Origin of the sequence: Mycobacterium sp., assembly GCF_004298145.1 — a bacterium.
Lineage (GTDB): Bacteria > Actinomycetota > Actinomycetes > Mycobacteriales > Mycobacteriaceae > Mycobacterium.
Genome location: NZ_SCRH01000011.1, coordinates 157,695 through 172,220 on the forward strand (window position 1 = coordinate 157,695; position 14,526 = coordinate 172,220).

A 14,526-nucleotide genomic window follows, 5' to 3' on the forward strand; every position below is an offset into this window, starting at 1 on the left:
CGAACATACCATGTGGGGCCGGGGTCCGAACTTCCGGATCGGCGACGAGCGGGGCAACTTCGGCAACACCGCGGCCAATGTGGCGCACAGTCTCACAAACACCGGCGCTGACCACCCTGTCTTCCCGGGCGTGTACGACCCGCCGCACGTGGCGACCGTCTAGCCAATGGCCGCACGTGGCCAGTGCTCTCCCCGGTCAGCGGCATAGGCCCGACATCTACTGGCGGCCCGATGTTCACGGGCCCGCCGGTCCGGCGTATTCCGGAAGCCAACGCACCCCGGCGATGCGTTCGGCGAGTTCCGCGCCGTTGCGCGTCGGGGCGACGCCATCCGCAACTGCCTGCACGGCGACGGCGTGCGCAATGCGGACGGCGACTTCGGGCACGTCTGACCACGCCGGCAGTAACGGCTGGTCGGGGTCGGCGAGGGCGGGCGACGCCTCGCCCAAGGTCTCCGCGGCGATCCGCATCATCTCGTCGGTGACTCGGGTCGCCTGAGCTGCGGTCACGGCCAGCCCCATCGCGGGGAAGATATAGACGTTATTGCATTGGGCGACAGGGCGTTCCACGCCGTTTCGGTGCAGCGGGGCGAACGGCGATCCGGTGGCGATCAGGGCACGCCCGTCGGTCCACCGATCCAACTCCGCCGGGTGCGCCTCGGCGCGGCTGGTGGGGTTGGAGAGCGGGAAGATGATCGGTCGGTCAGTCTTGCCGGCGAGTTCACGCACGATGGGTTCGGTGAAGGCGCCCGCGGCGGTGGACAGGCCCAGCAGCACGCCGACGTCGACATGGTGGACGACGTCGGCGAGCTGGGCGGGGCCGGACAGGTCCCAGCCCGCAACGCGGCCGGCGGGCTGGGCGAATCCCCGCTGCGCGTCGGATAGGTCGGTGCGGTCATCCGTGAGAAGCCCTTCCACGTCGAGAACCCAGATTCGCTCCGAGGCAGCCTGTTCGGACAACCCCTCGTTCACCATTTGGCGACGGATCATGTCGAGCACTCCGATACCGGCCGAGCCGGCGCCGAGCATGACGACCTGTTGCTGCCACAGGGGGCGGCCCGCAACCTCGGCGGCACCGTGCAGCGCCCCGACGGTGACGGCGGCGGTCCCCTGGATGTCGTCGTTGAAGGTAAGGAGTGTGTCGCGGTAACGGGCGAGGATCGGCAGCGCATGCGTGGTGGCGAAGTCCTCCCACTGCAGGAGCACAGCGGGTAGGTGCTTGCGCACCGCGGCGACGAACTTGTCGATGAACGCGTAATAATCGTCGTCGTCGATACGCCGGTGCCGCCAGCCCAGATAGCGAGGGTCATCGAGTAGTTCGCTGTTGTCGGTTCCCACATCGAGCACGATCGGAAGAGTCCGAGCGGGGTCGATGCCGCCGATGAGGGTGTAGAGGGACAGCTTTCCGATCGGGATGCCCATGCCCCCGATGCCCTGATCGCCCAGGCCGAGGATCCGCTGCCCATCGGTCACCACGATCACGTCGACCTCGCGCTGGGGCCGATTGTTCAGCACCTCGTCAAGGCAGTCTCGCTCGGCGTAGGACACGAACAGTCCCCGCGGCCGGCGGTAGATCTCACTGAAACGCTGGCAGGCTTCTCCCACGGTGGGCGTGTAGACGATCGGCAGAGCCTCGGGGATGTGGTCGAGCAATACCCGGTAGAACAACGTCTCGTTGCGGTCCTGCAACGCCCGCAGATAGATGTGCTTGTCGAGATCATCGCGGCGAGTAGAGAATTCGTGCCAGCAATGCTCGGCTTGTTGCTCGAGGGTCTTCACCGTCGTCGGCAGCAGACCGATCAGACCCAACCGCCGCCGTTCGTCCTCGGTGAAGGCGGTGCCTTTGGTGGTCAATGCATCGAACAGCCTGGCCGGCCCCCGCAGCTCATCAGGCATCGCCGACCTCCCTTCTGTACGAAGCTCGCGGTGCCGAGAGCGACGTGGTCTCCAGATCATCATCGGCCGGTGCGGGCTCTTTGTCTGTGCGTAACCTGGTGTCAATGCGCTGTCAATGACGACCCCCGCGCCTGGCTTCGTCGACCTCTTGCGGGCCGAACGCGAACGATGGCTTCTCAGCTGCGATGCGCCTTCGGCGCCGCCCATCAGCCCGGCTCAAGGTTGGTCGCAGTTTGTTGCCAGTGTCGGGGGTCCGACCGAACTCGGTGCGCGGCTTCATACCGGCAGGAGCGTGTGACTCAGTGCTGCCGCGCTTTTGATGATGGTTTGGTTTTTTGCCCGAATCATCGGCGCGAGAAGGGTTCGGCTGACATAATTCCGATACGGGCGTGGGTCACGATATGGTAACCGAGGCGCCGTTTCGGCGGGCCCAGTATCGTCACGGGTGGCCTGCCAAGACAGCGCCACGCTGTGGGGGTGGGAATCGACAGGTTGGGTCATCGCGTCGAGATAAATGCTTGTTCCAGCAACAGTTCTGTGTTGCTTGAACGACTCCTCGTCGTCGACTACCTCACACAGGCACGGTGTGTTGCCAGAAGTTCCTGGAAGAATGCTCAGCCCGAGAGGGGAATTCTATGACTGCGCCGCGTGCGCGCCATCGAGTCATCACCTTGCGCGCCTTCGCAGCTTGCGGGCCCGCCCACTCGAACCACGGTGAACTCAACCTCGCCCGCGCATGCGCCGACGCATCCGGCCGCAACACACTCGCCGGGCCAGCGCAGCGGGACTCCACGGGCTCTCAACTCGATCAGCAACTCATGCGCGGTGCCGTTAAGGTCATCCGGACTGGCGTCACCAGCTGACTGACGAAAGGTAGCGCATGTTCTTGGGCACGGTTGAGGACTGGACGGCCGAGGGCACCGTCGTATCCTGGTACCCCACCGCGACCACGTATCGGCGCGCAGCCGAAGCGCAGTACCATCCGGCCCCGGTGAGTTATCAGCAGTCGCAGCATCTTCGGTATTACCGGCGCCAGGTGAGCCGCGGCCGCGACATCCCGCGGTTGTGCATTGGGGCCTGGGAAATCAACGGCATCTGCGATATCGATGCGATGACGCACGCTGTGAACAGGCACCTGCGGCGACACGACACCTACCACGACCGGTTCGGCTTCGGCGACGACGACGAGATCCTCCGTTATGTCATTGCCGACCCGGAGGGCATCACTTTGGCGCCAAGGGATCTCGGAAGAATGGCCCCGACCCAGATCCGCAAACTCCTTCTCGATACGCCCGATCCGCTGCAGTGGGACTGCTTCACCTTCGGAGTCATTCAGGGCGATGAGCGGTTCACCGTCTACATCGCCGTTGACCATTTGCGCGCCGATGGTATGTCGGCCGGGGTGATCTTCCTCGACATCCAGACGATGTACTTCGCCGCGCTGCGCAGGGAACAGAGCCCGTTGACACCCGCTGCCAGCCATCGCGAATACAGCGCGGCTCAGCATGCGTACACCGGGAGTCTGAACGAAGAGTCACCCGAGATCCGGTCGTGGCGGGCCTTTCTCGCAGCGAACAACGGCGCGCTGCCGAAATTTCCACTGGAGCTGGGCGAGGCGGCCGCGGATACGCCGGGGGCCATCGACGTCTTCGACCTGATCGATGGCGACCAGGGCCGACGGTTCGAAGCGGTATGCCGCGCTGGGGGGGCGCGTTTCAGCGGTGGCGTGTTCGCCTGCGCCGCCCTGACCGAGCATCGGCTGACCGGTGCCCCAACGTATTTCGGGCTTACGCCGTTCGACAACCGTCGGGATCCCGCCCACGCCACCGCGGTCGGATGGTTGGCCAGTTTCGTCCCGTTGGCAATTCCGACGGTCGGCGCATCGTTCGACGAGGTGGTCAGTGCCGCCCAGGCATCGTTCGACGCGAACACGGCCCTGGGCGCCGTGCCGTACTACCACCTGCTCGAGTTGCCGGACCGTTCGTCGGGCCTGATCGAGGTTCCTGACCGTCCGGTCCCGATGCTGTCCTACATCGACATTCGCAAGCTGCCGTTCGGCGACCACTTCGACGGTCTGCGCGCCGGTGTTTGGGGTGATAACCGGCTGTCGGAGACGGTGTGCATGTGGGTCAATCGCATGCACGACAAAACGCAGTTGGTGGTCGCCTACCCGGGCACCGACATCGCCCGCAGGTCCGTCCTGCGCTACGTCGAGACGATGCGCGCCGAGTTCACCCGGGTGTCCGACGCCGGGCCGCACCTGGATGCGTGACGAAGTCCCCGCCCCGCGGCCGGAGGTCCCGAGGTGAGTGCCCTGGTGGCACTCACCTTGCGCACGATGTCAGGCTCCCGGCGCGATGCCGACCTGCTGTTCGCGGTGTTGGCGCCGGTGGGCTGCTTCCTGGGGTTCACCCTGGTGTTGGGCAACCTCATCTACACCGGCCCGATGACTTACCCGCAATATGTCCTTCCGGTGGTCATCGTGCAGGCGATGCTGTTCGGGGCGATGACCACCGCCGACCGCGCCGCACGAGACCGGCTGTCCGGCTTCGGGTCTCGGCTTCGGACGCTGCCAGTTCCTGCGGCGGTACCGCTGGCCGCTCGGATGTTCTATTGCTTGACACGCTCGGTCATCGCACTGGTCGCCGCTATCGCCGTCGGGTGGTCCTTTGGCTTCCGGATGGCCGGCGGTCTGGCCGACACGGGCCTGTTCGTGATCATCGTCGTGGCGTTCGCGATGGCGGTGTGCCTCGGCGCCGACGCGCTGGGCTCCCGGGTCGGCTCCGTCGAATCCTCGAGCCAATTGTTGCTCCTCCCCCAACTGATTCTGGTCCTGTTGTCCACGGGCATCGCTCCTGCGGAATCGTTTCCGACATGGCTCGGTCCGTTCGTCCGCTACCAGCCGGTCTCACGGGTCACCGACGCGTTGCGCGGACTCGCCTCCGGCCACGCCACGGGTAGTGATCTGGTGGTGGCATCGGCGTGGTGCCTTGGACTGCTGGCACTTTTCGGCGTTCTGGCGGTGCGGATGCAGCGACGCGTCAGCGGCGGAAGTTTCCGCGCACCTCGGATCGTCCGCATTCCGGCGCACGACGGCCGGCAAGCTCGCGATGCATCTGCGGAGCAGCCCCGAGAGCCGGTGACCACCCCTGCAACGCAGGGAATTCCGTACGATCCGTCGCTGACGGCGTTCGTCAGCCAGAGCGCTTCGGAAGCGGGGCGGCTACTGCGCCGCTGGCGGCGCGATCCGATCGTCACTGTGCAAGCGTTGTTGTTCCCGACTTTTCTGCTCGTCGTCTACAAATTGCTGGTCGGCAAAGCCGTTCTGGCCGTCACGGGACACGACAGCCTGTACGGGCTGGTCCCGATGTGTGCGGTGGTCGGCGCCGTGTTCGGAACCCTCGGCGCCGGTTTGGCGTTGCCGGCCGAGCGGGAGTCGGGTGTGCTGACGAGGTTGTGGGTGCAGCCGGTTCATCGAGCCAGCACCGTGGCGGGCCGACTGGTCGCCGAGGCCGCCCGAACCACCACATCCGCCGTCGTGCTCACCATCTTCGGGATCGCTTTGGGCCTGCGATTCAGCTACGGCTGGATCGCGGTGCTGGCCTTCGTGCTGGTGCCCGTGGCGATTTCGGCGGGAATGGCGTCGTTGGTCATCGCGATCGCCGCCCGCACGGACGGTAAGGCGATGGTGACCTGGCTGGGCGCGGGATGCGTCCTGCTGCTGTTCCTCAACACCGGCGTTGCGCCCGCCGAGGTGTTTCCGGGCTGGCTGCAACCGGTGGTGCGTTTTTCGCCGATTTCACCGACGATCGAGGCGATGCGCGGCCTCGCAGAGGGCGGCCCGGTGCTGTCGCCGCTATGGCGGGCGGGCCTGTGGGCGGGCGTTCTCGTCGCGGTGTTCGCGCCGGCGGCGGTGCGCGGGTATCGCGCCGCGGCCGAGGCGGGGTGCTAGTGACGAGGCTGGCGCTTCTGGACCACGCCGCTTTCCTGCGGCTGCGCGCCACCGGTCAAGGCAGCACCGTGCAATGCACGTGGGTCTACGACCGCGACGTGAACATCGACGAATTGCGGGCCGTCAAGGACAATCTCGGTGCAGGCCTCCTCGGACGCCGGATCGAGCGCTCGCCGCTGCCGTTCGGGCGTCATCGCTGGGTGGTCGACAGCCGCTCGCCGGACATCGCGTGCGAACCGCGGCAACCGCGGCGGGAGATCGGTGCGTGGATCGACAGACGCGCGCGGGTGCGCGTCGACCCCGAGCACGGCCCGACGTTTCATCTCGGCGTGCTGCCGTTGGACGACGGTGGGGCGGCGGTCACCTTGGTGGCGTCACACTGCGTTGTCGATGGACTCGCAATGGCAACGTCCCTGGCCGAAGCGGTCAAGGGAGAACGACGCAATCTCGGCTATTCACAGGCGAGTTCGCGTGGCCGGTGGCGCGCGATACGCGAGGACCTGGCCGACGCCGTTCGCGCCCTGCCCGCGGCGATCCGGGCGCTGATCGCGACTCTGGCGATATTGCTCAAGGTCTCGTCGGATCGACAGCCACAGCCACAGCCGCAGGCGCGGGGGCCCCGGCGGCACGACCCAATGGACGATGGCCAGAACGCATCGGAGTCCGTGACGATACAAACCGACGCTGCGGCATGGGACGCGCGTGCGCGCAACCTCAACGGAAGCAGCAACGCGCTGTTCGTCGCGTTCGCAGCTCGCCTGGCGCACCGGATAGGGAGGGTGCTCCCCGACGGAAACTCCGTGACCGTGGTGCTTCCGGTCAGCGACCGCACCGCCGACGACGACCGCGCCAACGCGCTGACCTCGATCACACTCACCGTCGATGGCCAGGCGGTGGCCGATGACTTGGGCGGCGTGCGTGCGGATGTCAAAGGACTGCTGACGTCCCTGGACCAACAACCCAACGAGATGCTCGCCGGACTGCCACTCATCCCGTTCACACCGCGATGGCTGGTCCGGCGCGCCGAAGGCATCGCCATGTCGTCCGCCCGACTGCCGGTGGGGTGCTCCAACCTTGGCAGCCTCGACACCGCCGTCGGCCGCATCGATGGTGCGGATGCGACGGAGGTCTCGATGCGGCTGGCCGAGCAGGGCATCACCCGGGCGCGCATCGAGCGGACTCGCGGCCAATTGTTCTGCGGGACAGGAACGGTCAACGGCAGCCGGTTTCTCACCATCGTCGCCTACCGCAGCGGAGCCGGCAACGCCACCGCAGCCACCGGTGAGCTCGCGTGTTGCGCGCTGGCCGACCTGCAGCTGTCCGCCACCACCGTCCACGAGGGCCGGATTTGATGGTGGACCTGGGCCTCGAGGCGAATCAACGCGCACGCCACCGCTACGTCGGAATCGCCGTCGCGATCGCGCTCTGGGCGACGGCCGTGCTGTGGTTCGCGATCAAGGTCGTCCCGCTCGACGTGTACTGGATGTCGTATTACACCGCCGACTACACACACGGCTTCGTTCGCCGCGGGCTCGCCGGTGAGCTGGTTGGGTTGGTCCCGGGCCACGACTTCGCGGCCACGCTCGGTCTGCGGTGGCTGTCCACGGCGGTCTATTTGTGCGGCCTGGCAACGGTTGCTGGTGTGGTGGTCATCACCGGCTATCCGTCTGAACGCAGGCTGATGGTCGCGATGGTGATGCCCTTGTTGCCATTCGGCGTCCCGTTTGCGGCATTCTCGGCTCGGCCGGACCTGTTCGGCGGGGCGGCCCTGGCGGTGTTCAGCTCGGCGTTGGCGCTCACCCGTTCCCGGGCCTTCGCGATCGGATGGTGCGCGGCCTTCGGCGCCGTGATCGCGGTGTTGACGCTGGTGCACGAGGCGATCGGGCTGCAGTTCGCATTGGGGGCGCTGCTGGCAATCATCGTCCTCGGGGGTGCGCTGAAAACCACCCGGCCCCTTGGCATGCTCTTGGCCGTGTCGCCGGGGGTCCTCGCCACGGCTGCCGTGGCGGCATTCGGCCGCCACGACGTCGCCTCCCAATTATGTGGGGCGGTGCCGCATCACCTGGTGCCCAACCCTTTTGCCGTGGTCCCATCACCAGCGACGCTGATGCATTACGCGTTCGAGGGACAACCACCTCAAACCGATTATCACGACTGGGTGTGCCGCAACGTGATGCCGAACTTCGACAACGGAATCGCGGACGCCATCCGAACCGTCGGCCACGTCGGCATGCTCGGCCTCACCGTGTCTTTGATCTTCGGTGCCGGTGCCGCCGTGGTGACGGTGTGGGGTCTCAGCGTGCTTTCGGGCGTACCGGTGCGCGCGTTCGTTGAGACACTGCGCGGCGGAATGGCCTGCGTAACCACCGGCCTGCTGTTGGTCGTTCCGGTCTTCCTGACCGGCTTTGACTGGACCCGCTGGTTGACGATCGTGGTGTTCGATGTTGCCATCGTTTTCCTCCTGTTCGCGGCGCGCCGGCCGGAGATCGAGCAGGGGCCCACACCAAAAACGTTGCGGTTGTTCATTATTCTGGTCATCGCGCTCGCGCTGATCCCGGTAGGCGCCGTGCCGGGATTCGGCGGACCGCGAATGGTCTGACGGTGTCGCCTGGCTTTCGAGGTGGCAGACCAATCCCGCCATCAACATTGCGAAGCTGGTTTTGCTGGACGTGACGCGTTGGCTGCTGGCGTATCGCGGCTGGTAGAGTGCGTGGCACTGTGAATTTCGGAGTTGGAACGCTTTCACGGTGGTCACGACGACAATCCGCGTTGGCCATCGTTGCTGCGCTGGCCCTTGTCGCAGCTGTACTAGGTTACGGGGCTTTGCGAGCCGAAATGGCCACCAACGCCTTGCAACCCGAGGTAGCGGTCTCATCGGCCAGCCCGCTTTCCAACCCGATGCACGCGGACCACGAGTCGCTTCCGGTACGTCGCCTCGGCGTCGGCTCCACTGTGAACGATGACAAGGCATTCAAGAGCGCCGGGTTAAAGCATGATCATGGAAGCACTTTCGCACTTTTCACGCCGCGAAAGTCCGACTCGTCGGTCCCGCCCACGGTCGGGATAATCTGGTCGCAGCCGCGAATCGATACTCCGGCACGCGCGCCGGCATCCAGCCGTGTCGGACAGAATATTCTGATTCAATTCTGCATCGCCCGTTGCTGATCGGGGTATGTCAGCTCGTCGGCGCGACACCATCGTGCGGCGGGTTAGACGCTAGCCGCTATTAGCTCCGGCGCCCTCAGCATCTGCTGAGCGGCTGGTCTCGGCGGTTTCGGGACGTATTTTTGGCGATCGGACCCGGCTGTGCCGGGACGCCGGTGTGCCGGTTTCCGCGCGAATACGAGGTCAAGCCAAGGGCCGCCGGGTGTGCAGATTCACCGGGCCACCTCGCGTGATGCGTTGGGGACTTGGATTTTTCATCACTTACTTCGACTGCTGAGCTGATGTCGCGTGCGACCCGCCGCGACATCAGCAAGGTCCGCCACAAGAGTCAACAAGGGACAGGGATAGGCATGGATTTTGGCGCGTTACCACCAGAGATCAACTCTGGTCGGATGTACTTGGGGCCCGGTCCGGCGACTTTGCTGGCCGCCGCCGCGGGATGGGAGGTACTGGCCGCCGAGCTGGCCGATGCCGCCGGCAGCTACCAAACCGTGATCGCCGGCCTCACCGACGAGTCCTGGTCGGGACCGGCGTCGATGTCGATGGCGGCCGCGGTCATGCCCTACATCGCGTGGATGACGGCGACCGCCGAGCAATGTCAGCAGGCTGCCGCGCAGGCCACGGCCGCCGCGGCAGCCTTCGAAACAGCGTATGCAATGACGGTCCCACCCCCGCTGGTGGCGGCCAACCGCGCTCGGCTTCTGGCGCTGATCCAGTCCAACATCTTTGGGCAGAACACGCCGGCGATCATGGCCACCGAGGCCGAGTACAGCGAAATGTGGGCACAAGACGCGACCGCGATGTACAGCTATGCCGCCGGTTCAGCGTCAGCCACGGCGCTTTCGCCCGTGCCGTCGCCGCCGCCGCAATCGGCCAATCCGACCGCCGTCGCCGGCCACCTCGGCGCCGTCTCCCACGCAGTAGCCCAGTCCGGCAGCACCGCGCACGCAACGGCGACGCAGTGGGCCTCCTCACTGCCGCAAAGCCTGCAGGGCCTTTCGACGCCCGGCTCGCAGTCGGGCACCGGTCTGTCGCAGGCGGCGATGGGCACGGGGGCCTCGCTGGGATCGTCGGGGGCCAGCGCCCCGCTCAGCGCGCTGTCGGGTCTGACCAACGCCTCCGGCAAGGGTGCGACAAAGAGTGCGAGCACCGGCGCGGGCGCCGCGACGGGACTGGCCTCGACGCTCGCCGCCGCACCTGCACTGAACGGTGGTGCGGCAGGCCTCGCCGGTGAGGTGGCCGGGTACGGAGCCGACGGCGCCGGCCTGCTCGCCGACGGCGGTGGCATCGGCATAGACCTCTACGGCCTGGAACTGGATTACCAGGGACTCGGTCTGGACTACCAGGGATTGGCACTGGACTACGCGGGCGCCGGGTCCATTTTGGGGGCCGAGGGCGCCGGCGGTATGCAAGGCATCAGTGGTCTCGGTGCCGCAGCGGGTCTGGAAAACCTCCCGCCGCTCGGGGGGCTGGGTCACGGTGCCGCGGCGGGCATCGGACAGGCCGACGCACTCGGTACCCTGTCCGTGCCCCCGAGTTGGGCCGGCACCGTTTCGTCGGTCGCGCCGCTGCAGGCTCTCCACTCCAGCACCATGCCGGGCGGATGGGCTGCAGCGCCGGCCCCCGGCCCCACCGTGTCCAAGCTGCCGCTGGGCGGCATGGTCGGGCGCGAGTCCGAAGGCGCGGTTCAGCGCGTCGGCTTGCGCGTCTCGCTCATTCCACATTCGCCGGTAGCCGGATGACCCCGCCGGAGCCGCATCGGTCCAGGCGCAGGCCGCTGGGCCGAAAGCCGCTGGCCTTCCTCATAAAAACCCTGATATGCGCCGCCTTCATCGCGGTGGTCTGGGCCCCAAGGCCGGCGCCGGCCGGCGCCGATCCGAATCCGGGTGGCGGTGATCCCAATCCGTTCGGCGGCCTCAGCTGCAGCTGCGCACAGACCGCCGGCCCGGGCCAGAGGCAACAGATCAGCAATGGAATACACCAGGGGCTTTCGGCGGGGCAACGGGGACCGAACCTCGCTACGTCGCCAAGAAAGCCACCGCCCTGACCCACCGCTTTCCATCGACACGGGGCGCCGCCGGGTGGTGCGCAAACGCGCCTCCCGCAGCGGTCGGCGCGACGGCCGAAGCCGGCGAGACCGAACCCATCCGATCTGCAGACTGACGTAGAGGAGCACGTGATGCCCGACCGGGTGTTATCCGCCGAACTCATGCGGCAACACCGCGAAATAGGCACTGCGATCGAATGTTTCATCGAGGAACTCGATGGCGGCAACCGGCAACCCGAGCTATTGAGGGCAACGATGGATGCGCTGCGTCGGCATATCTACATCGAGGAGATCTTCCTGTTCCCACCGATCCGGAAGGCCGGAATAATGATGCCTGTGTTCGTGATGATGCGTGAACACGGTGAGCTGTGGCGGACGCTGGAAACCCTGACGCGGCTGCTTGCTGATGGAACGGGCAGCCTGCGGCTTGAGGACACTTGCGATCAGCTGCTGGGCCAGCTTCACAAGCACAACTTCAAAGAGGAGCCGGTCGTCTATCTGCACGCCGACTACGATTTACCGGCGCCAACGAGCGCGCAGCTGACCCGGTTCGTCGCTACGGGCCGCATACCCGATGGATGGGTGTGCCAGCAGGCAGGCACGAAACACGAACGGTAATAAGATGTTTGAGGATTGTCTATCGATTCCTCACGGCCCCAACGTGTCTCGCGGCCATCCCCTAGCGCGTGAGCCCGATCGCGCACCCGCTGAGCACGCCGGCCCTCGGTTAGGCATGTTCGTCGTGAAAAGTAGACCACGGCAGTGGTTAAGTAACTGAATTCCGTTCATGGCGCACAATGTCCACGGGATAAGTACCGTCAGTGAAAAGGCGATCCCTCATTCCCTGACCCGATGAGGTTCGTCACATTCGTCATTGTGATATGTGCGACCGGCCAGGACGCCGGGCGCAGATGTCGCGGGCGGATCGCGATGGATGAATCCCCTGATGGCCGAGCGAGATTGGCCACCAACCCTCCGAAGGCGCCTAGGCGGCAGAGCGACAACGCCAGATCCAAGCCGGGTCGTCAGGCGTCCCAGCCCCAAGGCGTGATAGAGCTCATAGTGAATTTCTACAATCGCCATTGTGTAATTACCCGAACACGTATCCCGCCTTCATCCAGCCCGAGGAGCGCACCGGCACATGGCAATCCGATCAGCACCGTCACGACCAGCAACGCCGGGAACCTCCACGTCGTTGATCGGCAAGGGCTGGGCTCAGGGCGTGGCCCTGGTGATGATCTTTGGGTTCCTGGTGATGGGTATTCTTGCGTACCGGACCTACACCGACTCAATGCCGTTGCCGGCCAAGGTGGTTAGCGAGTCGGGTGAGGTGCTGTTCACCGGTGCTCAGATCACCCGCGGCCAAGAGATTTATCAGTCACGTGGCCTCATGCAGTACGGGTCGGTGCTCGGGCACGGCGCCTACCTCGGACCGGATTACACCGCGGAATATCTGCGCATGTCCACCGACGACGTCGCCGCGCAGTGGCGGGCGCAGGGGATGGCCGATTCAAAAGAACGGGTGGTGGCCGAGTTTCGCACCAACCGTTACAACGCCGGCAGCAAGGCGTTGGTGTTCACCGATAAGCAGGCGGCCGCGTTCGACCACATCCGGCAGCATTACGCGGATTACTTCGGCGAGAACTCCACCAAGTACGGACTATTGCCGCGCATGATCACCAGCAAGGCCGATATCCATGACCTCACTGCGTTTTTCGCGTGGACGGCGTGGGCGTCGGCGGCCGAGCGGCCGGGGCACAACTACAGCTACACCAACAACTGGCCCGCCGAGCCGCGGGTCGACAACGGGCCGACGGCCTCGATCGTGGTGTGGTCGGTGCTGTCGCTGGTCACGTTGCTGGCCGGGACCGGAATCATGTTCGCCGTTTACGGGCGGTGGAGCCAAAAAATCGGCTGGCACAGCGCCGAAGCATCCACCTTGTCGTTCCGCCAGCCCGGCGAGGTGGGACTGACCCCATCGCAGCGCGCCGCGATCTGGATCTTCGCGACCGTATCGGTGCTGTTTTTGGCGCAAACCCTGATGGGTGGTGCGGTCGAGCACTACCGCGCTGACCTGTCGGCGTTTTACGGGCTGGATCTGGCCAAGCTGTTGCCTTACAACCTTGCCCGCACCTGGCATGTGCAACTGTCGCTGTTTTGGACAGCGGCCGCGTTCCTGGCAGGGGGAATCTTCCTGGTGCCCTTCATCAGCCGCCGGGAGCCACGTCGGCAGAGCTGGCTGGTGTACGGACTGCTCGGCGCGCTTGTCCTGGTGGTGGGCGGCTCACTGATCTGCGAGGCGCTCTCGATCTACGGGGTGATCCCCCCGGGTGGCTTGTTCTCCCAGCAGTGGGAATTCCTCGACCTGCCGCGGTTGTGGCAGATCCTGTTGACAGTCGGCCTGTTCTTGTGGATCGCGATCATTTGGCGCGGCCTGCGCGGGAAGCTCAAAGGCACGTCGAAGATGAACCTGCCGTGGCTGTTTTTCTTCACCGGGCTGGCGATCCCCGCCTTCTACGCCGTCGGCCTGTTGGCCGGTCACGACACCCACTACTCGGTCGCAGACTTCTGGCGGTTCTGGGTGGTTCACCTGTGGGTGGAAGACTTCCTCGAGCTGTTCACCACCGTCATGGTGGCCTACATCTTCGTCCTGCTCGGGGTGGTGCGCGAACGGATCGCGCTCGGTGTGATCTTCCTCGACATCATCTTGTACTCCGCCGGCGGTGTGATCGGCACCATGCATCACCTGTATTTCTCCGGAACCCCGGTGGAGCACATGGCACTGGGCGCGTTCTTCTCAGCCGCCGAAGTGATCCCGCTGACCTTCCTGACCGTCGAGGCATGGGCCTTCCTACAGCTGGGGTCTCGTCAACAAAGCCACGAAACTCCGTTCCCGCACCGCTGGGCGGTCATGTTCCTGGTGGCAGTCGGGTTCTGGAACTTCTTGGGGGCAGGCATCTTCGGGTTCCTGATCAACCTGCCCATCGTCTCCTACTACCAGATCGGCACCGCGCTGACGGCCAACCACGCCCACGGAGCGATGATGGGTGTATACGGCATGCTCGCCGTCGGGCTGGCGATGTTCGCCTTCCGGTACGCGATCCCCACCGCCAAGTGGCCGGAGAAATGGGCGCGAGTGTCCTTCTGGTGCATGAACATCGGGCTGGCCTGGATGGTGTTCGCCACCCTGCTGCCGCTAGGGGTTTTGCAGCTGTACCACTCGGTGAGCACGGGGTATTTCGAGGCGCGTTCGCTGGGCTACATCACCCGCCCCGGGAACTCGCTGATCGAATGGCTGCGACTGCCCGGCGATTTTGTCTTCATCCTCGGCGGCGTCTTGCCGTTCGTCTGGATCGCGTGGACAGCGATACGCAACGTCCGCCGCGCGCCGGCCAGCGACGAACTGCACGAACACCCGCTCTACACCGAACTCGACCCCATGCCCGCGGCATCGCAGAAAGGCTGACG

Annotated in this window: 8 protein-coding genes; 7 read left to right on the top strand and 1 reads right to left on the bottom strand. The window is 65.6% G+C overall.

Translation table 11 applies throughout. The features are described 5' to 3' along the window. Positions 1-235 precede the first annotated feature (235 nt). Positions 236-1,894 (bottom strand): NAD-dependent malic enzyme, encoded by a 1,659-nt coding sequence (locus tag EPN51_RS04185; protein ID WP_293037534.1) that lies wholly within the window; start codon positions 1,892-1,894, stop codon positions 236-238. 880 nt (positions 1,895-2,774) lie between these two features. Between EPN51_RS04185 and EPN51_RS04190 the strand changes: the two genes are divergently transcribed. From EPN51_RS04190 to EPN51_RS04220, 7 genes are all read left to right on the top strand, one after another. Continuing rightward, positions 2,775-4,166, top strand: coding sequence for a condensation domain-containing protein (locus tag EPN51_RS04190; protein WP_293037537.1), 1,392 nt, complete (start codon positions 2,775-2,777; stop codon positions 4,164-4,166). Between the two features lie 33 nt (positions 4,167-4,199). Then, complete coding sequence (locus EPN51_RS04195; protein ID WP_293037540.1) at positions 4,200-5,846, top strand: ABC transporter permease; 1,647 nt, start codon at positions 4,200-4,202, stop codon at positions 5,844-5,846. Continuing rightward, positions 5,846-7,198, top strand: coding sequence for a hypothetical protein (locus EPN51_RS04200; RefSeq protein WP_293037543.1), 1,353 nt, complete (start codon positions 5,846-5,848; stop codon positions 7,196-7,198). Before EPN51_RS04195 ends, EPN51_RS04200 begins: the two co-directional genes overlap by 1 nt. After that, the gene (locus EPN51_RS04205; RefSeq protein ID WP_293037546.1) at positions 7,198-8,445 is read left to right on the top strand and encodes a hypothetical protein; all 1,248 of its coding nucleotides are present in this window, start codon (positions 7,198-7,200) and stop codon (positions 8,443-8,445) included. Before EPN51_RS04200 ends, EPN51_RS04205 begins: the two co-directional genes overlap by 1 nt. 916 nt (positions 8,446-9,361) lie before the next feature. Then, positions 9,362-10,753, top strand: coding sequence for a PPE family protein (locus EPN51_RS04210; protein ID WP_293037549.1), 1,392 nt, complete (start codon positions 9,362-9,364; stop codon positions 10,751-10,753). 437 nt (positions 10,754-11,190) lie between these two features. Next, positions 11,191-11,676, top strand: a complete 486-nt coding sequence (locus EPN51_RS04215) for a hemerythrin domain-containing protein (RefSeq protein WP_293037552.1) — start codon at positions 11,191-11,193, stop codon at positions 11,674-11,676. A gap of 523 nt (positions 11,677-12,199) precedes the next feature. Continuing rightward, positions 12,200-14,524 (top strand): cbb3-type cytochrome c oxidase subunit I, encoded by a 2,325-nt coding sequence (locus tag EPN51_RS04220; protein ID WP_293037555.1) that lies wholly within the window; start codon positions 12,200-12,202, stop codon positions 14,522-14,524. The last annotated feature ends 2 nt before the right edge of the window (positions 14,525-14,526 follow it).